19 protein-coding genes are annotated in these 23,206 nt (G+C 58.6%); 7 read left to right on the top strand and 12 right to left on the bottom strand.

Annotated elements, in window-relative coordinates; genetic code table 11:
* Positions 1–577 precede the first annotated feature (577 nt).
* On the top strand, positions 578–1,387 hold the full coding sequence (locus NA78x_RS09385; RefSeq protein WP_425618178.1) for a hypothetical protein: 810 nt from the start codon (positions 578–580) through the stop codon (positions 1,385–1,387).
* Between the two features lie 16 nt (positions 1,388–1,403).
* On the opposite strand, the gene NA78x_RS09380 is transcribed toward NA78x_RS09385, so the two are convergent.
* The 5 genes from NA78x_RS09380 to NA78x_RS09360 all read right to left on the bottom strand — a co-directional run bounded on the left by NA78x_RS09380 (position 1,404) and on the right by NA78x_RS09360 (position 8,681).
* Positions 1,404–2,498, bottom strand: a complete 1,095-nt coding sequence (locus NA78x_RS09380) for a DUF1559 domain-containing protein (protein ID WP_425618177.1) — start codon at positions 2,496–2,498, stop codon at positions 1,404–1,406.
* Positions 2,499–3,047: 549 nt separating this feature from the next.
* Positions 3,048–3,830, bottom strand: coding sequence for a class I SAM-dependent DNA methyltransferase (locus tag NA78x_RS09375; protein WP_425618176.1), 783 nt, complete (start codon positions 3,828–3,830; stop codon positions 3,048–3,050).
* 43 nt (positions 3,831–3,873) lie between these two features.
* A complete protein-coding gene (locus NA78x_RS09370) occupies positions 3,874–4,479 on the bottom strand; it encodes a DUF4126 domain-containing protein (protein WP_425618175.1) in 606 nt (201 codons plus the stop codon).
* Between the two features lie 56 nt (positions 4,480–4,535).
* Positions 4,536–5,498 (bottom strand): DNA-methyltransferase, encoded by a 963-nt coding sequence (locus NA78x_RS09365; protein ID WP_425618174.1) that lies wholly within the window; start codon positions 5,496–5,498, stop codon positions 4,536–4,538.
* A gap of 129 nt (positions 5,499–5,627) precedes the next feature.
* Positions 5,628–8,681 (bottom strand): VWA domain-containing protein, encoded by a 3,054-nt coding sequence (locus NA78x_RS09360; protein WP_425618173.1) that lies wholly within the window; start codon positions 8,679–8,681, stop codon positions 5,628–5,630.
* Positions 8,682–8,883: 202 nt separating this feature from the next.
* Here NA78x_RS09360 and NA78x_RS09355 point away from each other — a divergent pair, with 202 nt between their 5' ends.
* Positions 8,884–9,894, top strand: coding sequence for an endonuclease/exonuclease/phosphatase family protein (locus NA78x_RS09355; protein WP_425618172.1), 1,011 nt, complete (start codon positions 8,884–8,886; stop codon positions 9,892–9,894).
* A 124-nt stretch (positions 9,895–10,018) separates the two neighbouring features.
* On the opposite strand, the gene sppA is transcribed toward NA78x_RS09355, so the two are convergent.
* A complete protein-coding gene (gene sppA / locus NA78x_RS09350; RefSeq protein WP_425618171.1) occupies positions 10,019–11,077 on the bottom strand; it encodes a signal peptide peptidase SppA in 1,059 nt (352 codons plus the stop codon).
* 167 nt (positions 11,078–11,244) lie between these two features.
* The gene (locus NA78x_RS09345; RefSeq protein WP_425618170.1) at positions 11,245–12,138 is read right to left on the bottom strand and encodes a hypothetical protein; all 894 of its coding nucleotides are present in this window, start codon (positions 12,136–12,138) and stop codon (positions 11,245–11,247) included.
* A gap of 919 nt (positions 12,139–13,057) precedes the next feature.
* On the opposite strand from NA78x_RS09345, the gene epsC reads away from it, so the two are divergent.
* From epsC to tadA, 4 genes are all read left to right on the top strand, one after another.
* Positions 13,058–14,023 (top strand): serine O-acetyltransferase EpsC, encoded by a 966-nt coding sequence (gene epsC / locus NA78x_RS09340; RefSeq protein WP_425618169.1) that lies wholly within the window; start codon positions 13,058–13,060, stop codon positions 14,021–14,023.
* A gap of 308 nt (positions 14,024–14,331) precedes the next feature.
* Positions 14,332–14,547 carry a hypothetical protein gene (locus NA78x_RS09335; protein ID WP_425618168.1) on the top strand — a complete coding sequence of 72 codons (216 nt, stop codon included), beginning with the start codon at positions 14,332–14,334 and terminating at the stop codon, positions 14,545–14,547.
* A gap of 160 nt (positions 14,548–14,707) precedes the next feature.
* Positions 14,708–15,847 carry a cysteine desulfurase family protein gene (locus NA78x_RS09330; RefSeq protein ID WP_425618167.1) on the top strand — a complete coding sequence of 380 codons (1,140 nt, stop codon included), beginning with the start codon at positions 14,708–14,710 and terminating at the stop codon, positions 15,845–15,847.
* A gap of 88 nt (positions 15,848–15,935) precedes the next feature.
* Complete coding sequence (gene tadA, locus NA78x_RS09325) at positions 15,936–16,454, top strand: tRNA adenosine(34) deaminase TadA (protein ID WP_425618166.1); 519 nt, start codon at positions 15,936–15,938, stop codon at positions 16,452–16,454.
* Positions 16,455–16,469: 15 nt separating this feature from the next.
* On the opposite strand, the gene NA78x_RS09320 is transcribed toward tadA, so the two are convergent.
* Positions 16,470–17,126: a class I SAM-dependent methyltransferase gene (locus tag NA78x_RS09320; RefSeq protein WP_425618165.1), complete on the bottom strand. Its 657-nt coding sequence runs from the start codon at positions 17,124–17,126 to the stop codon at positions 16,470–16,472.
* Between the two features lie 241 nt (positions 17,127–17,367).
* On the opposite strand from NA78x_RS09320, the gene NA78x_RS09315 reads away from it, so the two are divergent.
* Positions 17,368–20,568, top strand: coding sequence for a tetratricopeptide repeat protein (locus tag NA78x_RS09315; RefSeq protein WP_425618164.1), 3,201 nt, complete (start codon positions 17,368–17,370; stop codon positions 20,566–20,568).
* Positions 20,569–21,014: 446 nt separating this feature from the next.
* Here the strand turns inward: NA78x_RS09315 and NA78x_RS09310 are convergent, their stop codons facing one another.
* Genes NA78x_RS09310 through NA78x_RS09295 form a run of 4 tightly spaced genes read right to left on the bottom strand, consistent with a single transcriptional unit; the run spans position 21,015 to position 23,135 of the window.
* The gene (locus tag NA78x_RS09310) at positions 21,015–21,575 is read right to left on the bottom strand and encodes a DUF4303 domain-containing protein (RefSeq protein WP_425618163.1); all 561 of its coding nucleotides are present in this window, start codon (positions 21,573–21,575) and stop codon (positions 21,015–21,017) included.
* 31 nt (positions 21,576–21,606) lie between these two features.
* Entirely contained in the window at positions 21,607–22,107 is a 501-nt protein-coding gene (locus NA78x_RS09305) for an ankyrin repeat domain-containing protein (RefSeq protein ID WP_425618162.1), read from the bottom strand.
* Positions 22,108–22,122: 15 nt separating this feature from the next.
* A complete protein-coding gene (locus tag NA78x_RS09300; protein WP_425618161.1) occupies positions 22,123–22,620 on the bottom strand; it encodes an ankyrin repeat domain-containing protein in 498 nt (165 codons plus the stop codon).
* A 14-nt stretch (positions 22,621–22,634) separates the two neighbouring features.
* Positions 22,635–23,135 (bottom strand): ankyrin repeat domain-containing protein, encoded by a 501-nt coding sequence (locus NA78x_RS09295; protein ID WP_425618160.1) that lies wholly within the window; start codon positions 23,133–23,135, stop codon positions 22,635–22,637.
* Positions 23,136–23,206 lie beyond the last annotated feature (71 nt).

The following is a 23,206-nucleotide window of genomic DNA, read 5'->3' as shown; positions in this document are numbered from 1 at the left end:
GCCATCTCTGCGCTTTTGAGCCAGGCATTTCCGTTTCCCTTAATCGCTGTTCAGCCCGTTCGACGCCGTTCCCATTCCAGCCGTTTTGATAACCAATTTTGATAACTTTTTCGCGTGTTTTTTCGCGATAACCAATTGCCCCTAACCGCCACTCTGCCAGCACTTGCGTTCGCCGCACCCTATCATTCTGACGAACGTCTGAAAACCGTTTGATAACCATTTTCTCCTCCTCGCGAACCTGCCTCGCTTGCCTACTCAACCCTTCACTTATGGCAACAATCACACCATTGATAATCTAATGGCAAACAATACCATCTCATGTATTCCATATCTAAAAAACACTTGTTCTCTATTGACAGAATATGTGTACGCTAGTACATTGTCAAGTAGCTGATCGCAGGTCGCGTCACAGTCTGTGATTTGCGTCAAATTTTCCCGCTGCCACCAACAGGCCCGACAGCCAGCCATGCAAGGACAAAAACTACCGGTTATCTCTTGCGGCTGGCCGCGGTTAGACACCTGGCCCGATGCATCGCCGGCAAACGACGATCGCAGCCGTTACACAGGAGTGCTGAAAATGAAACGCGATGAACTGCAACGGAAGTTGCAAGCCTGGCGAGATGAAGGAGAAAAACTAGCTGGTTCGCTGACGCAACTGGCTCAGCGAGCATCGGTCTATCGACACATCTACCGGGCTTCGGGCGGCAATCACATCTTCCCTTTGATCGCCGCGCACGGCGCCTTGTGGGCCCGCGGTTACTTCCGTTGGGCGCTCGATCTGGGGCAGAAACTCGCCTGGCAATATGCGTTTCAGCCGGAATTGAAAGCCCGCCAACTGGCTGCACTCGAAGCGTTTGCCAATGCCTTTCGCGATATCAACCGCCGCGTCTGTGCCGACACCTACGCCAACTTTCACTTCACCGCCGAACATGGCGACGATCCAGCTGCCGCGGAACTGGTGCCGCACGATCTGCTGCTCGCTTTGAACAAGATCCATGTCGCCCAGCGGTTGGGGACGATCCTCTCGGCTGCCGACAAGCAGGAGATTTTCACGGCGCACTTTCTGTATGAACAAGAGCACGTCGTGGGACCGAACTTGCAGGCAGCGGTCGATGCCTTTGATTGGCCCGCTGCGAAATTCGTCGCCTTGCGGCCGATCATTCACTTCGCGTACTTTCCGGACAGCACTTCGTTTTGGTTTCGCAACTTCGCCGATCGCAGCGAACGAATCGCCCGAGGACAGCAGGCCTTTCGTGTTGCGGCGGAGGTTGGCTTCGCCCGTGTCGAAGCCGACCTGCGCAAGTACGAAATGCTGCCCGAAGTCTTCTTCGCTCAGCCCAGCGAGTATTTTTCGCTGCTGCGGCAGCGCGTGCTCGCTACCGCTTAGGTTGCGAGTCGAAGTCCTACTCGGGAATGACTCCGCCGTCGTCACGAATGGCCAATCGCTTCAGGATATAGGTCGGAGTTTGCTTGGTCAGCAACTGCACGTGGCCATCCAGATACCCTGCGATTGCGCCCGCCGGATGACCGGAAATGAGCGGATTGTTCGGACCATTGGTACCGATGCCGCTGGCTCCCCAGTTGGGAACACCGGTAGTCGTAATGCGGTTGTTGATTCCAACGGGATAAGCCACCGAAACCAAGTTGGCCACGGAATTCGAGCCAATCGAAGGCGCTCCCTTGAACACCCGGCGGGCGATGCCGCTCGTGTACGGCAGGTTGTTACCCGCCATCCAGCCCAGGCCTTTGGAAGCAGCCGGGTTTTGCCGCACCTTGTTGGAGCCCGAGGTTTGGTAGTACCAATCGGAGACTTCGCCCACGATGATGCAATTGGCGGTTCCATCGGTGCAGGCTGCCATGTTGAGTGTTTCGTTAATCGGCAGCATGCCGCTACCTGAGAATCCGGTGGCATACACGGTTGAACCAACGTGATTGCCCACGACGCGTTCTTCGACCACTCTGAGATTGACGTTGCTATTCGTTTCGCCATTGCCTCCCATGATTCCCACATACGAGGGCGTTACGAGGATTGCCCCGCCGATGGCCTCGGTCTCCGGTAGTGGGCTCGATGGGCACAGCAAGTACTTGATCTTGGCGTTATGGGCCGCACCGCGCACGCCGGTGGTCGCGTTGCCCGCATTAAAGTGATTGCCAGTAGCAGCCGTACTGGCGGAATAGATTCTGTCGAACAAGGGGCGTTGTTCGCAGAAGGGCAACGTGGCGACGATCCAGGATGAGCCAAAGCCGTTCGTCGAGTTGTAGTTGGGGGCGTTCGTCGAGCGGTTGCGAGCGCCGTAAGGCATATTCAAAAACGTATCGTGATAGTTCTGCAGGCCCAAGGCCAATTGCTTCACGTTGTTGCCGCACTGCATGCGGCGTGCTGCTTCGCGAGCCGCCTGCACCGCGGGCAGCAATAGCGCCACCAAGACACCGATAATTGCAATGACTACCAGCAGTTCAACCAGCGTAAACCCTCGCTTGAAAACATGTCGTCCCATGATGCACCCCTCGCCAAAGAAAGAAGGAGGAAACGAGAACGCGCCTATCCGGAAATGGATGACCCAGAACGGGCCTTGCGCGGCAGTTGCTGAGCAGCAGTACCTGGTCCACGAATGCGGCCAGGGTGGTGACGAGTCGCGAGTACCTTGCTCCCCACGCTTGACCGCGGTGTTTGTACGCGCGGCAGCCGATCGCGAGAGAAGGGACGTTCATGACGACGCTCCACAGCAGGGATATTAATTCGCCTGCGAAATATCAGCGGTTCGCCAGGCGTCGTCAATTCTTTTCAGCGGATTCTTGCCAGAAAAGCACGATTGACTGATATAAGCCTGTATATAGCGACAAATTGCCGATTGGTGCGCACGAATGTCGTACCGCGACCTGCGAGGTTGTAGCAGGATCGAACTGAAAATTACTTCGTGTGCGATAATGATACGTACCGGCGGCCAGCGTAGGCGCGTGCGGGCGACGCGATTAAGCCCCGTGGAAAAATTGGGGTAAGCGCAAGCTGCTTCAAGCCGCGTCTATGGCGCGAAGCGGTTGTGGGCTCACTTCTTACGCAGAATGAAGACCGTATCCGAGATCTCGTTATCGAGCTTGAGCGGCTCATCGATCTCGTAGCAGAAGTCGTAGACGTCGCAGAGTTCCAGATCCGGCACTTCGGCAAACAGCGAGCGGATTTGAGCCGCCGTGTAGAGCCGAAAACTAAACTCGCTCGCCAGCCGCAGTTCTTTGCCGGGCGAGCGGACCAGCATCGTGGCTCGCATCTTCTCGAGGCGCGTGCGGCGGTTGAAATCGAGCACCCTCAGGGTAAAGACGACCTTGGTTTGTCCTTTTACCGCCGTCCAGCGTTCCAGGCTTTCTTCGTCGGCATCGGGCGGCAACAGATGCAGGCCCAGAACATAGATGCCGCCCGGCGCGAGCGCATTCGCGATGCTCTGCAAATGATTGCGAGCGGCCTCGCCAGTCGTTAAATGGCGAAAAGTGTTAAAGGTGCAGATCGCGGCATCGACCGGTTTGTCGACCGTAAACTGCGTCATGTCATCAGCGTAGACTTTCGCCGAGAGCTTCTTGCGCGCCAGTTGTTTGCGTAGGTAAGCCAGCGCTGGTTCGCTGGTATCAAAGCCCAGCATCTCGTAGCCGCGGGCAGCCAGTTCGACGACGAGTCTGCCGCCGCCACAGCCGGGTTCAAGCACTCGCTTTACCGGCCGCTTGGCGTACTTCTTAAAAGCCGCAGCGAGAAATTCAGCTTCGGGCTTTGTCTCTTCGAGAAAGGCCAGATCATAGTACTGTGGGTAGTCGTACCAATCGGCGAGCACGTGGCGAGGCATGGGGTGGATCTTGAGCTTGGCGGCCAGCGAACATAACGGGCCGTCATTCTACGCGAGATGCCTGCTTTGCGGGCGGCTGCTTCTCTACCGGCAGTAATGCCGGTCGACGATTGGCCAAGCGATAGATCACGTAGGCTACCATCAGCAGCACCACTACTGTGGCCAGAATCGGCACGATGAGCGCGAGCAAGGTCACCAGCAGCGCGCTAATCCATTCGGCCGTCGAGACCACAAAGTTGCCTCCGCCGCCGGTGCTCGCCGTCGAAGCTCCCCGCACCAGCACTGTACCTGTTTGCACCATCCCTGCAGCACCACCGCCGGCGATGATCGCCACCGTCCACTTTGTCAGGGGCGTCATGTCGGTGACTGCGGAAGCGGTGAGAATCGTCCCTGCGACCATCGCTGCGGGCGTGGCGATGGTATCGAGCAAATTATCGAGCCACGGAATATAGAAAGCACCGATCTCCAGGGCCGTCGCGACGGCTAAGCAAGTAAGGGCGACCGGCGAATCGAGCCACTCGAAGCCCATCCCCAGTTCCAACTGGTCAGCCTGGGCCCCGATGCTCAGGATCAGCATCGGCACGAAAATCCGAAAGCCGCAAGCAGCAGCCAAACCAATACCGAGGCAAGTGGAAAAGACGAAGTCCATGTTGGGGAGCTGGGAGTCAGTGGTTGAGGCTAAAGCTGAATGGACGCGTCCGGCAATTAATCATTCAGCAGCGGCATGTCCGCCTTTTTGCTATTCGCTTTCCGAGTCCCTTTCTTGAAATTCGGATTCGCCAGCTTATCGGCGACTCGCTTGCCCGCGGCGGTGCTTGGGGCGCTCATCGTCGGCTCTGCAGCACCGGTCAGCACATCGCCGACATTGGTTTGCTCCAGCCGTTCGTTACCCCGCGTCACGTAATCGGGGGACAGATCGAAGCCCAGGCACTCGCGCCCCAGCTTCTTGGCACAGACGAGCGTCGAGGCACTGCCGCTGAACGGATCGAGCACCACTTCGCCGGGCTCGGAACAAATGCGAATGATCCGCCCCAGCAATTGCTCGGGCATCTGACAGCCGTGAAAGCCGGCGCGCTCTTTGAAGGTGCCAGCGACGCGCGGGAAGTACCAGGTATCTTCTTCGGTCGAAAAGCAGCCGGCGAGATCTTGCGGGCGCAGCACCCAGGTATCATCGGGCAGCCGGCCATTCGGATTGGCGCGCAAATCGCCGTAAACCAACTGCCGCGCGGAGGGAATGCGATTCTCCAGTTCCTGCGAGCGGAACGTGAACTTCTCCTTGTCCTTCACAAAGTAGAACAAGTGGGCATGCGACCGGCTGAACTTCGCCTTGCAGTTCACGCCGAACGTGTAATACCAAATGACCCAGCTGCGAGTATGAAAGCCGACCTTTTGACTCAGCAGTTTCAACTCGGCGGCGTACTCGTCGCCGATCGCCAGCCAGAACGTGCCCGTGGGCTTGAGCGCGCGATGCACCGCTGCGATCCACTTCTCGGACCAGTCGAGATAGTCCTGATGCTCTTTCTGATCGTCGTACACATCGTAGTCGTAGCCGATGTTGAACGGCGGATCGGCGAAAGCCAGATCGATCGAGCCTTCCGGGAGTGAGTTCATCCGCTCGACACAATCGCCATGCGATACGCGACCTAGAACCTTTGCGAGCGATTTCAAGTGAGACTCCTTGCGATTCATTCCCTGCCGAGACGTTCCGTCGGCTGCCCGTGGCGAAGGCACCATTGTAGGAACTTCTCGCGGCTTCACGAGCGGTGGTTTCCGGCAAAGCATTTCTCGGCCGCTGCTCTACGGTCGCGAGTCTCGCTCCTTGGCCCGCACTTCGCGCAGTTTTTTCAGCAAGCGGTCGGAGTACCCGTCGCCATCTTCGGCCGGCGCTTTTGATGGCGTAGACGATTGCGCAGCAGATACGACAGGAGGTGCTGGGGAAGTTGGAATGCTTGAGTCGTCTCGCATGGTTTCTGCAACCGCGGGCGATGCATCCACTTCGGGGGGCGACCAGGTAGCAGTGGTGCGCTCGCGTGTCTGTCGCTTAGTGGCTTGGAGCCTGGCGATCTGCGGCGCGGCTGCTTCGGCGATTGCCGGTGTTGCCCGGAAGCGGGCCAGCGAGGCAGCGACCGCGTCCCAGGGAATTTGCAGTCGTCGATTGGCAATATCGAACAGAAACAGGCAAGCGGCGATCAGCACGAAGAGGGGCCACACTCCCGTGAGCAGACGCCCCGGGGGGAGATCGCGGCGAAAGTGATTCGGCGACGAGAACTGCGCCCACAGCGAAGAGTCCTCGGGCAACCGGATCAGTTCGCCAGGCTGGCCACCCTCGGGCTTGAGCGACGCCAGTGTTGCGAGCAGTTGTTCGTTGGTGGTCGTGTCTTTGTACTCGGCCGAGTAAGGAACATTCACGCCGGTGCGCAAAACGCCCATGCCGGCTCCCGGGCGAATGCCGAGCAGGTAGGTGCCAGCTTTTTCGAGCGGCAGTTTGGCTTCGTAGCGACCTGGGCCGATTTGGTCGAACGACAGGTCCCCTTGTTCGCTGTTGTCATCGCCCACCATGGCTCCGCTGAGCGACAAGTTATTGATGAAGTCACCATCCTTCGTAATGGCCTGCACGCTCACCGCCAGTTCACCATCGCGAACTTGCGTCGCCACGGTGAAGTTGCCTTGATCGAGCAGCGGGCGCATCGACCAGCGAATCATCTGCACAAAGAACTTGTCGCGGTCGCCCCAATCGGACCATTGGCTGGCCCATCGTTGCCCCGCATCGGTCGTAAAGGCCACCGTCCGGCCAAGACCATACGTCCAGGCTGCCAGCACCGTGTTGTTGGGCGAGCCAGGCAGAGGCGCGAGCAGCGGTGCTTCAACCAGTGGATTTTCTTTGAGCGTGGTGAGCACGTATCCAGTGATCGGCGGCATTTCGGGTGAGATGCCGGTGAGCATTTCGTGATGTTCGTTCTGGATGAGCGACAACCCAGAGTCACTTTCAAAGACCAGCGGCCGCATTACGCGGCGAGTCTCTTTCATGAAGATCTTGGGAATCGCCTTCGGGTTGTTGGCCTGGTAATACTTGCCATCGCCGCGGGTTGCAATCTCTTGCAGCAGCGTTTTCGAGGCATCGGCACCGACCGCGACAGTCGTCGTCGTGATGTCGCGCTTTCGCATGTCGGCAGCCAGCTTTTGATAGCCACTGCCGGCGGTTTGACCGTCGGTGAGGACAATCAAGTGTTTGACCGAAGCTTTTGATTTAAGGAGTTGGTCGTAGCCGCGCTTAATGCCTGTCTCCATGTTGGTGCCGCCGCCAGGACCAAGGCGTTTGATGCGGTCCTTGAAGCGATGCGCGCGATCCCCCACTTTTTGCAAGCTGATGAGTTCTTCGTGGCCATCGTCGAAGGCAATCACGCCGACCGAGTCGTGTGGGCCAAGCATGCCGATCGCGGCTATCGCCGCAGCCTTGCTCAGTTCGAGTTTCTCGCCCGCCATCGACCCCGATTTGTCGATCACCAGCATCAACGCGCCGACAGCGGTTACCTTCGAGTTCTTCACCTGCAGATCGACCGGCAAGGCTTTCTCGAGTTCTGTATTCGCCCAGCCACCAGCGCCAAAACTCTCGGGGCCGCCGATCATCACCAGGCCCGCTCCCAATTGCTCGACATTCTTCACGAGCATGTTCACTTGCTCGTCGGTGAATTGGGCCAGTTCATCGGCCTGCACGCCGGTGGTACGGGGCACGTTGCCCATGACGACGCAGTCGTAGTTCTGCAACTCGCCCAGCGATGTGAACAGGGCATTCGTGGGCTGAATGGTCACTTCGAGTTCGTTCTTCCGCAGCAGCGCGGCGAGACCGTCGAACTCCTGCGGATGCTCGCTGTTGACAATCAAGAGCACACGGCCGCGCCCTTGCAAGTGCGTGAATGCGGATGCGCTGTTGTTTTGCACGTAGTGATCGGTCCCGGCCTCGGCCGGAACAAACCGGGCCTCATAAGTGTAGAAAGCTGTCTCTTCCAGTTGCTGGCGGAACTGAAAGACCTGCTTACCGGCCCGCAGGGTGACATCTTCTTCGCCCACAAGGTGCGTGTGTCCCGACGCGCGACGATAGATGCTCAACTTGCCGCGCACGGTGCTGGGCGGCGGCTTGCTGAATTCACTGGTTGGCGGCAGGCGATAATCGACGACCACTTGCACCTCGAACGCCTGGCCTGCACGTGCGCCTGCAGGTGCTGTTACTCGGTCGATCACCACGTCACCTTGCGCGCCATGAGCCAGCGGAGCGACATCGATGCCGATTCCCGCAGCCGCCATTTCACGAGCTTCGCCCAGAGCGTCGCCTACGTTTTGATTTCCATCGCTGAGGATCACGACGCGTTTGGCCACGCCAGCCGGAAACGAGGCCTTGGCCAGGCGCATCGCGCCAGCGAGATTCGTACGGCTGTCGTCGACGCTACTTTCCAGCCGATTGGGCAGCGAACCGATCGGGGAAGGGGCATGTTCAATCTGAGCTTGCGCGCCGAAGACAATCACGCCCGCTTCGTCCTCCAGCACGGTATCGCGATGCTTTTCGACGGTGGCCCCGGCGTACTCAAAAGCGGCTCGGCGATCAGCGGCGGCGACACTCGTGGATTGATCAATGAGAAACAGAGCGACGATCCGCTGCGAGATCCGCACGAGTTGAATCTCGGCCAGCGCGCAGACGAGCAGAATGAGCAACGCCGAGCGAAACGCCAACGCCGTATAAAAACGGAACTTGCCCAGACCCGAAAGACTGCGCCAGCCTGTCATCCAAATCACGGGGAGCAACAGGAGCAAGAGAAGGAACCACGGGCGGTCGAACGAAAACTGCAGCCACTGCATTGAGTGATCTCCTGCCGTGGTTGTCGGCCACGGTCCGTTTCAGCCTATCATATTCGGCGCTCTTCAACGGCGCTCGTCGCTGACAGTTCCGTGGTGCGAAATCCGCATCGTGAAGATTGACTCTGGCCGGGACTATCGTGGCCGTTGCCGGGAAGTTAACGTCAAGGGATTCCAGAACGAAATTGCCCTGAGGACGCCTGTTATGCTGCGTGTTTCCTGCCTGCTGATTGCGGGCTGCCTTGGTTTGATTTTCGCCACGACGGCGGCCGCCGATCCCATTCCCGAGCAAGTAGTCATCTGCTCGTGGAACACCGAATGGCTGTTCGACAACTATCCGGGCGATAATAGTTCGGACCTCGCCAAAAAAATGACCGCGCCCAGTCGCCCCGAATGGGATTGGAAGCTGGCCGGCGTCGAAAAGCTGGTGCGAGAAGTGAAGCCCACGATCTTGGGGCTGCAAGAGATTGAAAACAGCCGCGTGCTCTTTTATCTGACGCAGCGATTCAAGAATGACCCCGACCTGAAGTTTCGCACGGCCTTCGTCGAAGGGAGCGACTTCTTCACCGAACAAGATGTCGGCATTCTCGCTCTGAGTGGGCTCACCGGTTTCGGCCGCCGCGAAATGTCGAAGGAGCAGTTCGAAGACAAGCGAAACATGAGCGTGGCCAAACACCTGTTCGCGACCTTCGAGTGGGGCACCGGTCCCGATCGCGAAACGATGACCGTCGTGAACATGCACTTGCGAGCCCAAGGGATGGCCACGAATCTACGCATTCGCCAGGGCACGCTGATTCGCGCGTGGGTCAACGACCTGATTAAGAAGGGCGAGAACGTGGTCCTCATGGGCGACTTGAACAGCGATGAGTTCGCGACCGAGACCACCGCTGAGGGCGACATTGGCGTGATGCGCGGGCTCAATACACCGGAGAAAGACGACGACCTGTTCGATACGCTCGTCGAACTCAAAGAGAAGGAGCGCCACACGCATTTGAACGGTCAGCAATACGACCGCATCTTGCTCAGCAAGAGCCTGGTCGAGGACGACCCGACTCGCAAGGACCTCTCCTTCAAGTCGGTTGCCATTCGCCGCGACCTCGTCGTGCGCGGCAAGGAGCAGGACAAAGATCACATGGACATCTACTGGACGATTCCCGAGGCCGAACGGGACGTCAGCGATCACTATCCAGTCGTCGTCACGCTGGATTACAAGTAGGTTGCTGGCCGAGCCAAGCTGGAACTACGCCAGCGAATGAGGCAAGGCAGGGGACTCGGCAGACCAGAAGGTCTGCCGGCACGGGCTAACGAGACTCGGCAGATCAGCAGGGTCTGCCGTCACGCTACTCGGCTCGCTTGCTGGCCGCGAGTGTGGGGAAGGCCGAGAACAAGTAGTAAGCTCGTGGCGTTGACGCTTCGAGCAGCCCCCGCAGCGCTGACAAGTCAGCGCTCTGCTGCTGAGCCTGCGCCACGGCTCCCAGATTGAAGAGCGTTGCGGGCCGGCGGAACCTCACCACGCGGACGCTATCTTTTTCCAGCTTGGCGAGTTCGAGAGCGCGGGCCACGGCATCTTCCAGAAAGCCGATCTTGTCGACCAGGCCGTGCTTCAGTGCCTGATCGGCCGAGAAGATTTCGCCCGTCGCCAATTGATCGAGTGCCGAACTGTCCTTCTCAAAAATCGGTCGACCCGACTTCACGATGTTCTTGAACCGCCCGAATGACTCGTCGACGTACGATTGAATGATCGCGCGATTCTCGGGCGACAACTCGCGCGTCATGCTCAGCATCTGCTTCCGCTCATGGCTGGCGATTGAATCGTCGACTACGCCATGTTCCTTCATCAGGTCGGTGAAGTTGTAGTGCGGAATGATGACGCCAATCGAGCCCGTAGTGGTGGTCGGCTCGGCATAGATGACGTTCTCTTGCTCAGCCACAGCCATCGAGACGTAATAACCGCCGCTGGCGGCCATGCTCCCCATGCTGACTACCAGCGGAATCTTTCCCTTGTCTTCGCGCAGTTTTTTGAGGTGATGGTAAATGAAGTCGCTGCCGGTTACGGTTCCGCCGGGCGAATCGACGCGGACGATGATGGCCTTCACATTCTCATCTTCGCGAACGCGATCGATCTGTTGCTTGACGAAGCCATCACCTTCCATGATGACTCCTTCGATCGAGATGATGGCAATCTTGTCGGTCGCAAACTTACCGCCGCTGACATACCTTTCTTCCAGGTTGCCGGTGGTATTGAAATAGTCGGCGAGCGCCGACCATTGGCCGATGACGATGAGGCCGGCAATGAACAGGCCAACCCAACCAAACACCGCAGCAATGCGCCAGAAGCCTGCGCCACCTTGATAGATGACAATGGGCTGGGGCGGATAATTCGGAGGAGCTTGTGACATAAGCGTTAATTCCGGTACAAACAAACGAGCAAACGATACTGCAAACCTACCTCATTTTACGGAATTCGCCGCCCTTGACCAAGGGAATGCGTGGCGGGCAATTCTCAGCCGGCAATTAGCCGTGCCCGCGTGGTCGCCATGCTCCGCCGTGGCGCATCTCCGCATGCTTACTCGCCGGGCGTGGCCAGCGGCGTCGCGGAGAGTTCCGGCGCAAAGAGATCGTCGTGCTGGGTATGGGCTACGCGCACAAACAGCATCGACCGCGACTTGGTGCCGCCGATCGATTCGACAAAGAAGTGCTCGCCGAGTCCCTTGGCATCCTGGCAGGCCGAATAGACCAGCGTCTGGCCGGGTGCCAGCGTAATGGAGGTGCGGAGTTGCTCAAAGGTGAGTTTCGGCCGGCCAATCCGCTGCATCAGCGTGCCTTCGCCACTCACCCACTGCTGCTTGACCTCGCCATGCTCGACTTCGGGAATGAGGTCGATCCTCACGCGTCCATCGGTCTCAGGATAGGGCTTCAGACCGAACAGGCATTGAGCCTTGTACAGCTGTTCTCCCCGGACGGAGCCATTGTCGCGAGTGAGCAGTGAGAGTTCCGGAAAAGTCTTGGAGCAGAGCACCTTCGCCCGGCGACCCGCCCGGCATTGCAAGCGTCGCAGCTGGCGATCGACTTCCACCTCACCCACATCGAGGTCTTCGCTGCGCTGGTCGGCAATGTCCACTTTTTGTGACATCAACTGGCGAATCTTCTCGGGAACCGTTTGGCCGAGAATGCCGCAACGCAGACCATTGCGGGCCAGTTCGGTACGAAGTTCGAGGGCCAGCGATTGCTCGTCGGTTTGATTCCAAACTTCGTCGTAACCGGCCTGATCGGCCATGGACAATTGCGCGTGGGCGATCTCGAGAATCACACTTCCCGGCGCAAGCTTCGGCGGCGGCAGCAGCCGATTGGTAGACGATTCTTGGTTGACTTGAAACGGCGCGCACCCCACCAGACCAGCCATCGCCCAAGCGGGCAAGGTCAGCAGAAATCGTCGTCGTGAGTGGGCGAATCTCGCCACAGTCTCGCTTCCGTGAATGAAGGTGTTCGTACGTTGAGTGCGCTTCCCGCGCGCAGTTCTAGCCGTCGCGCGAGGGAGCATACTGACACCTTCCGTCTGCCGCAACGGCAATCGCGAGGAATGATTTCCCTGGTTTCGCTGGCTAGTAACGATCGCCCTGGCGGCTGAAATGGTGTCGCGGGCAGAGCAGCAACAGCCTCGTTGCGGGCGACCGAAAACTCTTTTGGATTTATAAACAAACACTTGACAAAATGTCGCCCTTATGAGCTAATGTCGGGAAGTTCTCTTACAGCTTGGTTGTTGAAGTGAGTTCCCGCCCTGCGCGGTTGGTTTGCGTCGTGCTCGCACGGCGGGGCGAAGATTGCGGTGGAGGGGCCTGTCCAAGAAAGTGCCGGGTTGATGGACAAAAGGAGTGCGTTGCAAAAGTTGCGCGAGAGTCGCAAGTGATACGCCGGTAGCAACTTCGGACAAAGTAGAAGACTCAGTGCCTGTCCAATAACCCCGCCCGTTGTTGGACGTTTTGGCGGTTGGCGATGCGAGACTTGTCTGCCGGAACGTTGATTAGCAGCAGGCGACCTGCGGCGTGCTGCACCACCCGGCAGCGGCAGGCGGAGTGAACCTTTGCCTCAACTTCTGTCTGGGCACTGGTCGACAGTAATTCCAGATGCCTTGATTCTCGGGGTTGTGACACCTAACATTCCCCGGCAGTTACCAGGCATTCCCGCCCGCAAAGTTTGCCTCACCGCTCGCGTCACTCACTTTGGATGCTTCCCATGCCTGCTTGCGTCCTGTTCCCCTTCAGCCTTGAGTTGTGTACCGGCTGATCAGTGTCTGCTACGGCCGCATTGATCACAGGGATTTTCCCGCCGCGCGACCCCGACTCGATTCTGCTTGTGACGCCCTCCTGCTGGAGCTGAATATGGCTTCCGATTTTCGGCTGAAGGAACAACTTCCCCGTCTGACCGACCGGATCGTGGCGACGTACCGCTGCGAAGGGGCGATTCATTATTTGGGGCATTGCCCGCTGCCAAACTACGACGAAATCGTCGAGTGCCTGGCGGACCTGAAAGACATTCTCTACCCCGGCTATCGCCGCCGCGAAGGCCTGCACATCGGCAATGTCACCTATCACGTGGGCGACATCATTGACGGCCTGCACGATAAGCTCACTCGGCAAATTGCCCGTGCGCTGCGTCACGACGATCGCGTCAACGCGGGCAGTGCCTGCGACCCCGAGACCGACTACGAAGCCAAGGGCCAGGCGATGGCGATTGCGTTTCTCGAACGCATACCGTACCTGCGCGAGATCCTCGGCACCGATGCCCGCGCGGCCTACGACGGCGACCCCGCTTGCCGCAGCATCGACGAAGTGGTGTTTTGCTATCCGGGGCTCGAAGCGATTACCGTCCATCGCATTGCGCACGAAATGCGTCGCCTCGGTGTGCCGTTTATTCCCCGTATGATGAGCGAATGGAGCCACAAGCAGACCGGCATCGACATTCATCCGGGTGCGATCATCGGCCACCACTTCTTTATCGATCACGGCACCGGCGTAGTGGTGGGCGAGACGTGCGAGATCGGTAACAACGTCAAGCTCTATCAGGGTGTGACTCTCGGTGCTCTCAGCTTTGCCACCGATGACGACGGTAACCTGGTCCGCGGCCACAAGCGGCATCCCACGCTGGAAGATGGCGTGGTGATCTATGCGAATGCCACGGTCCTTGGCGGTCGCACCGTCGTGGGACATCACTCGGTGATTGGCTCCAGCGTCTGGCTCACGCATAGTGTTGAGCCGCATACAACGGTTGTAATGGAAAAGCCGAAGTTGCGGATTCGCGCGGAAATTCCGGATGAACTGAAGCCGGAATTGAACTATCAGATTTGAGGTCTTCGCTCATTACTCACTGAGCCGGGCACCCGCTTGCTGCCGAATATCAACGCTCGTTGTCTTCTGGCAACATTGCTTGGCAACAGAGCGTTCCGGAGTTGAAACATCGATGGCTGTGCTTCCAAGCAACGGCCGCCCGGAGTAGCCAAAAAACGCCTGATTTCCCCACGTTGGGCGGGACCTGCCGGAGCAAGACCTGGATCTGTGCCGCGATTGGTACGACGTGTGCAATAAGGGAGTTTCGTCTGGCATGGTCTGCAAGCCTTGGCCAGGACAATCTTCCTTGACAGAGAACAGGTGGGCTTATGGCTTGGTTGAAGAAGCAATTCGGGAAGCGGTCGCAACGGCGCGGCGTGCTTACCCTGGAATGGATTCTGCTGGTCACGGTGCTGGTGATCGGTGTCATCGGCGGTCTGGGCATTGTTCGCAATGCGACCGTCGCCGAACTTACCGACCTGGCGGAAGCCATCGAATCTCTAAACGTCAAGACCGAAGCTGAACTCGAATCCGAGCCGCCGTAATCGCGAGCGGAAGCACACCAGCTCGCGAGTGCCCATTTCTAGCGAGCTGCCCACCTTAGACGCACGCCAGCTTGCCCTGGCGTCGATAGCAGGCTCTTCTTAAGCTGAGTTGCCCGGCGAAGGACCGCGTATTTATCGAGCGCGCTGTAAAGGACTGCGAATGCGGCAACTCTATCTCGACTACAACTCCACGACGCCGATTGCTCCGAGCGTGCAGGAGGCAATGCTCCCCTTTCTGGCGGAGCATTTTGGCGACCCCTCTCACAGCCACGCCACGGGCCGGGCGTGCCGCGAAGCGTGCGAAGACGCGCGGGGGCAGTTGGCACATCTGATCGGTGCCGATGCCGAAGAGATCATTTTTACCAGCGGCGGCACCGAAGCGAATAACCTGGCCCTGCTGGGCACATTGTTGCGATATCAACCGGCTGCTGGCGGTCACCTGATTCTCTCGGCCATCGAACACGACAGTGTGGCCTTGCCCGCTCAGATGCTCGAACGTATGGGCTACGAGATCACGATTGTCGGCGTGACCGGGCAAGGGATCGTGCAGCCCTCAGCCGTTCAGGCGGCCCTTCGTAACGACACGGTCCTTGCGAGCATCATGCATGCGAATCACGAAACGGGTGTGATTCAGCCCTTGCGGCAAATTGGCGAACTATGCCACGCGCGTAACGTGTTGCTGCACACCGATGCCTCGCAAAGCGTGGGGAAGGTTCGCACGTTTGTCGATGAGCTCGATGTGGATCTGCTGACGGTTGCCGGACACAAGCTGTACGGCCCTAAGGGCATTGGCGCACTCTTCGTCCGACGGGGCGTGCCGCTCGAACCGCTCATTCGCGGCAGCGGTCAAGAACGAGGCCTGCGCGGTGGCATCGAAAACACGGCCGGCATTGTGGGCCTGGGCCGAGCAGCACAACTGAATGCGCGTGCCTTGGAAGAGTCGCCCGATCGCCTCGAGAAGATGCGCGACCAGCTGTTGAGCTCGCTGCAGTCTCGCATTGGCGACGAACTGATTCTGCACGGGCAACTGGCCGATCGTCTGCCAAACACGCTCAGTCTCAGTTTCCCCGGAGTTGCTGCCGCTGATCTGCTGGCCCACATTCCCGACCTGTGTGCGCACACCTGCGGCGGCGCGCACACCGATGCTCAGCCAACGTCACCCACGCTGGCGGCGATGGGAATTGATCCGCAAATTGCGCGGCAAACGCTACGTCTGTCACTCGGCTGGTACACGGCCGAAGACGACATCGAACGTGCTGCGAACCTGCTGCTGGGTGCGTGGGAATCGCTCCGAGAATAGCCGGCTTGCTACGGCTTGATGGGTTGCCTGCGCAGGCAACCCCTTGAGCGCCATCGCGGCATCCGGGACGATGTCTGTGGGACTAACGATGATTCATCTACCTGATTATGACGACGACGAAAGCGAAGGACTGCCGGACCTGCCGGTCAGCCACGATCGATTCATGCGCCTGGCTTTGGCTGAAGCACAGCAGGCCATGGAGGAAGACGAAGTGCCGGTTGGGGCCGTGATTGTGCAGGGGTCGCGAGTGATCGCCTCGGCGCACAACCAGCGCGAGACGCTGAAAGACCCAACAGCCCATGCCGAGATGATTGCCATCACCCAGGCTGCGGAATCACTGGGAGATTGGCGACTGGAAGGCTGCACGCTCTATGTGACGCTCGAACCCTGCATCATGTGCAGCGGAGCGATCCTGCAGGCTCGCGTGCCCATCGTCGTCTACGGCGCGACCGATCCCAAAGCGGGCGCGGTCAACACGCTCTATCACCTGCTCAGCGACAATCGGCTGAATCACCGCTGCCAGATCGTTCCCGGCGTACAGGCCGCGCCCTGCGGCGAGATTCTCTCGCGCTTCTTCCAGGCCCAGCGAAAGCTGGGGAAGAAATAGTGGCCTCGCGCCCGTCTAGCCTTTCACGGCCATAAACGACTTCGTCAGACCAGCGACGCGCTCGTCGATCATCTGGGCGTCCGGAAACATCGCCGCGAACTCTTTCCGGCTGAGCAGCTGAATCTCGCGGGCATAACCAATGGCTTCTTCTTCCGTCTTGGCTTTAGGGAACCAGCCTAACTGAAAGCGGCGGAGCAAAAAGACCTTGGTTCGCTCGGGCAAGAACTGAAAGCCCGGGAAGAGAAAGTGGGGCTCGATCGGGAAGTAGCGATTGGGCGTTTGCACGAAGTATCGCTGACCGACGCGGCGAATTTCGTTAGCCATGCGCACCTGATCGGCATGTCCGCCGACGTGCTCGATCACGCTGTTTGAAAAGACGAGATCAAATTCGCCATCGCCGAACTGCGACAAATCGCGTGCATCGCCGACGATCCAGCGGAATCGCTCGTCAGGCGTCTCGGCGGGAAAAATGTTAAGGACGGTGAATTGCAGATCGTCGCGATCGGCCAGCTCCATCGTTTTCCAAAAGACATCGGTCCCGCCCACGTCCAAAATGCGGAGTGGCTTCGGCGCGGCATCGATCACAGCCATTAAATGCGCGAGTCGCTTACGGCGAGCCTTGTAGGCGAACGATTGCTTGTTTTGAAAGTCGGCGTGCGCGGTAGCAGACATGCTGGTGGTCACCTGAAGGGAGATTTGCCAATTCACCTTCCAAGCCTAGCCCGCGTTCGCCCTGGCGGCGGCTTGCCCTCGCCCGTATCTGCCTCAGCAGTAAGCTCCTTCGCCCGGCACAATCGACACGATCGAACATCTCTCAACATGAACTCCGGGAAAGTCTTTCCGCCGGTGCTGCAGGCAGGGTAAAACAGAACTCCCTCTCCGCGGCTATTTTCGCCACTCGGGAACTTCTGCCATGTCCGCCGACCGGAACCTGCTGATCGGGATTCTTGCCCTGCAGCACAACTTTATCAACCGCGACCAACTCGTTGCCGGGCTGCAGCATTGGGTGCAACAGCAATCCAATTCTCTCGCCGAATTGCTCGAGTCGAATGGCGCACTATCCCCAGAAAATCGCCGACTGCTCGAACCGCTGGTGAGCAGCCATCTCGCCGCCAACGGCAACGACTTGCAGCGAGCCCCTAGTACGCTCCCCGGGCTCGGCTCGCAAAGTACCGAGCCTTGGGAGCGCGGCGATACTTCCGTCCCCGCTACGCTGTCGTTCGCTCCATCCTCTGGTACCAGCCGTTCTACCGTCGGGCAGTCGACGGGCTCCGGTCGGTTCCGCATTCTGCGGTTCCACGCCGCCGGAGGTCTGGGGCAAGTTTCACTCGCGCACGACTCAGAACTCAATCGCGACGTCGCGCTCAAGGAGATCAAGCCGCAATACGCCGCCCAGTCGGCGGCTCGCAACCGGTTCCTGCTCGAAGCCGAGATTACCGGCGGCCTGGAACATCCCGGCATCGTCCCCGTTTACAGCCTGGGCCAATACGGCGATGGCCGGCCGTACTATGCGATGCGGTTCATTAAAGGCGACACCCTCAAGCAGGCCATCGAGCGCTATCATCGGCCTGAGCCCAACTCGGCACCAACAGAAGGTCAGCGAACACTCGAACTGCGCAAGCTGCTCGGCCGCTTCATCGACGTTTGCCAGGCGGTCGAGTATGCCCACAGTCGCGGCGTGTTGCATCGCGATCTCAAGCCGGGCAACGTCATGCTCGGCAACTATGGCGAAACGCTGGTCGTCGACTGGGGACTCGCCAAGCCTTTGGGGGCGACCGACGTCGCCGGATCGTCGGCCGAAGCACCGCTTCAGCCCGCTTCGAGCGGAGCCGTCGAACACACCGAAACTGGCGACCGCCTAGGCACGCTGCAGTACATGAGCCCCGAACAAGCGGCGGGACAACTCGATCAACTTGGCCCCGCGACCGATATCTTCAGCCTCGGTGCCACGCTCTATCACCTGCTCACCGGGCAGGCGATGTACACCGCTACGGACAAGGACGAACTGCTGCAGAACATCGCGGCCGCCCGTTTCCCAGCACCGCGCACCATTCGCGCCGACATTCCCAAGCCTCTCGAAGCGATCTGCCTTCGCGCGCTCGCTGCCCGCCCCGCCGATCGCTACTCTTCGGCTCAGGCACTGCTGGAAGACATCGAATGTTACCTGGCCGATGAACCGGTCAGTGCCTATCGCGAACCGCTCGTCGTGCGCGCCCGCCGTTGGGCACGCAAGCACCCGGCTCTGGTCTCGGGCACGTTGGCCACCGTCACGGTCGCGCTCCTGGCCTTCGCCACGGGCGTGGTTGTCTTGGGGCAAAAAAACGCCCAACTGGCGAAGGCCAACTCGGCTGAGCAAACGGAACGTCTGCGGGCAGAACGGGGCGAGCGAGCCGCCAAGCTCAACGAACAGAAAGCCCTTCAGCAAGAACAGATCGCCAAGCAGAACGAAGCCAAAGCCCGCGAAGAGGAAGCCGTTGCCACCGCGGTCAAGAACTTTCTGCTCAACGACCTGCTGGCCCTCACCGAGCCAGAGCTGCAAGCGGCCGCCCGTCTGACGATCGATCCAGACCTCAAAGTGAAAGACCTCTTCCGCCGCGCTTCCGACCGCATCGACTTGCAATTTGACTCCACCTCGCCAGTCGCCAAAGAACTCAAGCTGCTGGTCTCCAGCGACGTGCCCCCCAAGCTCACCGTCCGCGAATTGTTGCTGCGCGCTTCGAACAAGATCGCCGGCCGCTTTGAGCAGCAGCCGCAGGTCGAGCACGATGTTCGCCTCGCGATCGGTCTGGCCCAGCGAGCCGTCGGCGAGTTCGCCCGCTCGGTGGAACATCTCGAACGGTGCCGCGATCTCGTTTCCCAGCTGCGCGGTCCAGAAGATCCCGCGACCCTTTCCGCCCTGGCCAATCTGGCGGCTGGTTACCAGATCGCTGGTCGCTCGGCTGAGGCAATTCCCATGTTGGAAGAAACGCTCGCACTACGGCGAAAGCATCTCGGTCCACATCATCCGCAAACCTTGAGCTCGCTCAACAGTCTGGCCAACTCCTATCGCGAAAACAGCCGTCTGGCCGAGGCGCTCCCGCTGCTCGAAGAAAACTTGAAGTTGCGCCGCGAACATCTGGGCCCCGATGCCCCCGAAACGCTCGACTCGATGGAGAACCTCGCCAGCGGATACTTGAAGGCCGATCGCCTGCGCGAAGCTGCTCCGCTCTACACGCACGTCCTCGCCCGCCGCGAAGAACTGCTGGGGCCCGAACATCCCGGTACGATCCAGGCCGTGGTCAATCTTGCGATGACGTATCGACTTCAGGGGCAACTTCCCGATGCCGTCGCCATGCTGGAACGAGCTCTCAAGCTCATGCAAACACAACTGGGCCCCGATCACCCCACCACCCTGTCGACCATGACCAGTCTCGGCAACGCGCAAATGGACCTGGGCCGAACGGCCGTGGCGACTTCGCTGTTCAAGTCGGTCCTCGAACTTCGCGAAACCAAGCTCGGCCCAGAACACCCACTCACGCTTAGTTCGTTACGCAACTTGGGAATCGTCTACCGCCGCACCGATCGCCCCGCCGAAGCGCTTCCGCTGTTTCAGCGAGCCCTCAAAATTCGTCTCGAAACGCAAGGGGCGAAGAACCCCGAAACGCTGGTCGAAATGAGCAACGTGGGAGATGCCTTGGCCGACCTGGGACGTAACAGCGAGGCCATTCCTCTCTACCAAGAAGCTCTGGAACAATTGAAGACCGTGCTGGGGCCCGACCATTCCTACACGCTGCTGGTGACTAGCAATCTGGCGATCGAGTATCGCAACGCCGATCGCCTCGACGAAGCCCTTCCCCTGCTGGAACAAGTCCTGGCGGCCAAGCTCAAGAAGCAAGGCGTGGGGCATCCAGATACCGTTCGCACGCTCGGCAGTCTCGCCATCGCCGAGGCCAAACTGAAAAAGTGGTCAGCGGCCGAGCAACACTTTCTCACCGCCTGGAAAGCCATGGACAGCTTTCCTGCCGAACTCCGCGATCAATTCCGCAGTGGACTCGGTCCCGAGATCGTTGAGTTTTACAAAGCTTGGGACAAGCCCCAGGAAGCTGCCGAGTGGCAAAGCAAATTCGCGAACTAGCTCCCCGCAAACCCGCGCCGGGCAGTGATGCCGCCAGCAGCAGACCACTCACTTCACCGTAAATGTCCAACAATGAGCCCAGTTATTGGACAGGCACCATTTTTCGTTTTTCGCCGCAAGCTGTCCCAGGCATTAGGCTTGCGTTCGCCGTGACACTTTTCGCATCACTCCTCTTTGTCCAACAACCGGCCGCATTGTTGGACACGTCCTGAAACTTGAACAACCCTTAGCGCAACTACGCGGCCGGTGCGCAATCCATCCGCAACTCCCAGGCTCCCGACAGCCGCCAACCGATCCACCACTTTGCTGAAGAACGCACTCGCATTATCGACAAGTCGCGATCGTCTGTCAATATGTTTGTCACGATCTATTTTCGATTGTCTCTGTACATCCTGACAGGCGGCCATCGGAACTGCTGTTGAACAACCCCTCGCAACATGTCGCTGTCAGGCTCGTTTACGCTGAACTTCGAACTCGAATAGCTGCCGCAGTTCTTCTACGACGTCTGCCGGCATCTCGTCAATCACCGGGGCGAACATCCATTCCTGCTCGCCGCACAAGTCACCGATATTTACCCAGCAGGCGAGCCGTTCCAAGTCTGCATGGCCCTGAAACACAGACGAGCGCTTGATGCTCAGCAGAGCTTCGGACAGAGTAGCGATCATCTGCTTCTTGCGAGCTGCGAACTCGTCATCCGTTTTCAGATCCGCATAACTCTGCCGCAGCAGGCGATTCGTTTCTGGCATCAAGCCAGGATCGCCATACTGCCCAAAATCGAGCTGCCATTCTGCCGGTGCCCATTTGAAATAGTTGGCGTCAGCGCTGCTATCCACTTGAGCAAGGGATTCGAGTGTATTGGCGTGAGGATAGATAGAAGTAAGCTCTGCATCAGCGTAAAAGCAGAAGGCATAAAATGTATCTGCTGGAAACGACCTCGTTGCGACAGCGAAAGCTTCGTAGCCTTCACGAATTGCAACTTCGATCAATTGCTGTTGTGCGTAGGGCATTTCCTGCTCGCTTCTCTTGAGTTATCGAACCTTAACTCTTCGCGGCTTCGATGAGCGCGGCGATGTCCTTCCGGCCCCAATCCAACGCATAGGAATGTGCGTCTTTCACGGCACCGGAAGTTCCCTTGTACTTCACGTGAACATCGATCCCTGACTCAATGAGCCGTTTAGCGACCTGTGTGTGGCCCTGATTGATTGCGGCAAAAAGCGGATTGCCTTCTGGCCTGCTCACATCAGCCTTAGCACCCAGTGAGAGCAAGTAGTCCAGCACCTCGATATGACCGTCGAATGCCGCCATGAATAAAGGAGTGGCATTTTCAATACCCGCATTTAGGTGCATGTCAGCGCCCATCTCAATCAGCTTTTTCACTACATTGATACGGCCATATGCGGCCGCTACATGAAGCCATGTGCCAAATGGTGTAATCGCAGAAAGTTGAGATTGGTCAGCACAAATCAATGAAACGGCCGCTTGATCATCTCCCTGCTTGATGGCAGTCCGTATCGCTTTGGTCGTCTCTTTTGCGTCCATCGGCGAGACAATCCCCTATTTGCCCGAGTTCTCGATGAGCGCGGCGATGTCCTTCCGGCCCCAATCCAACGCATAGGAATGTGCGTCTTTCACACCGGAAGCACCCTTGTACTTCACGCGAACATCGATCCCTGACTCGATGAGCCGTTTGGCCACTTCGGGGTGGCCCCGATCGATTGCGGCAAAAAGTGGATTACTTTCTGGCCTGCTCACATCAGCCTTGGCACCCAGCGAGAGTAAGTAGTCCAGCACTGCGATGCTGCCGCTATCCGCAGCCATAAACAACGGGTTGGCGTCTTCGATGCCGCCCGGCTTGTGAATGTCGGCGCCCATCTCAATCAGCCTTTTAACCACTTGAAGGCGATCGTACTGGGCCGCAACATGTAGCCACGTGCCGAATGTTGTTTCAGCGGCGACTTGTGACGGATCAGCCTCAATGAGGGAGATCGCAGCCGCGTCATCTCCCTGCTTAAGGGCAGTCCGTATCGCTTTAGTCTTCTCTTTTGCGTCCATCGAAGACAACGCTCCTACTTGCCCGCGTTCTCAATTAGCAAGGCGATGTCCTGACGTCCCCAATCCAACGCATAGGACAACGCGGTCTTAGGTTTTCCTGACGTGCCCTTGTAAATAACTCTGGCATCTAGACCAGCGTCAAGTAGCAGTTTTGCGATCGACTCGTGTCCAGAGCGAACGGCAGCAAATAGCGGATTTTTATCCGGTGCGCTCACGTCCAATTTGGCATTCTTGGAGAGCAGATACTTTGCCACTTCGAACTGACCTTCGGAAGCCGCCAGGTGAAGCGGTGTACTCTCCGCGATACCGCCCAAACAGTCAATATCTTGCCCCATCTCCAGGAGATGCTTGACGATCTCAAGCTGACCATACTCCGTTGCTATGTGCAGCCAGCTCCCGAAGACGGTATCCACGTTCAGCAAGTCAGGGTCTTCCTTAAAGAGACTCCTCAATCGTAGAGAATCTCCCTTCTCTATTGCGGATCGCGCCGCTTTGATCAGTGACTTGTCTGCCATGCATCAGGTCCGATCTGCCAAGTCGCATTTCCAAGCGTGTTAGTGGTTTACGAGCTGCTCCAGTCGGCTGA

This window comes from Anatilimnocola aquadivae, from assembly GCF_049819085.1.
In the GTDB taxonomy this organism is placed as follows: Bacteria; Planctomycetota; Planctomycetia; order Pirellulales; family Pirellulaceae; genus Anatilimnocola.
The sequence above is the reverse complement of the archived record's forward strand: the minus strand, read 5'-3'. Positions and strand labels throughout refer to the sequence as shown.

Coding starts and splice junctions, on each gene's coding strand:
- NA78x_RS09385 (WP_425618178.1), top strand. CDS start 578: ATGAAACGCGATGAACTGCAACGGAAGTTGCAAGCCTGGCGAGATGAA.
- NA78x_RS09380 (WP_425618177.1), bottom strand. CDS start 2,498: ATGGGACGACATGTTTTCAAGCGAGGGTTTACGCTGGTTGAACTGCTG.
- NA78x_RS09375 (WP_425618176.1), bottom strand. CDS start 3,830: ATGCCTCGCCACGTGCTCGCCGATTGGTACGACTACCCACAGTACTAT.
- NA78x_RS09370 (WP_425618175.1), bottom strand. CDS start 4,479: ATGGACTTCGTCTTTTCCACTTGCCTCGGTATTGGTTTGGCTGCTGCT.
- NA78x_RS09360 (WP_425618173.1), bottom strand. CDS start 8,681: ATGCAGTGGCTGCAGTTTTCGTTCGACCGCCCGTGGTTCCTTCTCTTG.
- NA78x_RS09355 (WP_425618172.1), top strand. CDS start 8,884: ATGCTGCGTGTTTCCTGCCTGCTGATTGCGGGCTGCCTTGGTTTGATT.
- sppA (WP_425618171.1), bottom strand. CDS start 11,077: ATGTCACAAGCTCCTCCGAATTATCCGCCCCAGCCCATTGTCATCTAT.
- epsC (WP_425618169.1), top strand. CDS start 13,058: ATGGCTTCCGATTTTCGGCTGAAGGAACAACTTCCCCGTCTGACCGAC.
- NA78x_RS09335 (WP_425618168.1), top strand. CDS start 14,332: ATGGCTTGGTTGAAGAAGCAATTCGGGAAGCGGTCGCAACGGCGCGGC.
- NA78x_RS09330 (WP_425618167.1), top strand. CDS start 14,708: ATGCGGCAACTCTATCTCGACTACAACTCCACGACGCCGATTGCTCCG.
- tadA (WP_425618166.1), top strand. CDS start 15,936: ATGATTCATCTACCTGATTATGACGACGACGAAAGCGAAGGACTGCCG.
- NA78x_RS09320 (WP_425618165.1), bottom strand. CDS start 17,126: ATGTCTGCTACCGCGCACGCCGACTTTCAAAACAAGCAATCGTTCGCC.
- NA78x_RS09315 (WP_425618164.1), top strand. CDS start 17,368: ATGTCCGCCGACCGGAACCTGCTGATCGGGATTCTTGCCCTGCAGCAC.
- NA78x_RS09310 (WP_425618163.1), bottom strand. CDS start 21,575: ATGCCCTACGCACAACAGCAATTGATCGAAGTTGCAATTCGTGAAGGC.
- NA78x_RS09305 (WP_425618162.1), bottom strand. CDS start 22,107: ATGGACGCAAAAGAGACGACCAAAGCGATACGGACTGCCATCAAGCAG.
- NA78x_RS09300 (WP_425618161.1), bottom strand. CDS start 22,620: ATGGACGCAAAAGAGAAGACTAAAGCGATACGGACTGCCCTTAAGCAG.
- NA78x_RS09295 (WP_425618160.1), bottom strand. CDS start 23,135: ATGGCAGACAAGTCACTGATCAAAGCGGCGCGATCCGCAATAGAGAAG.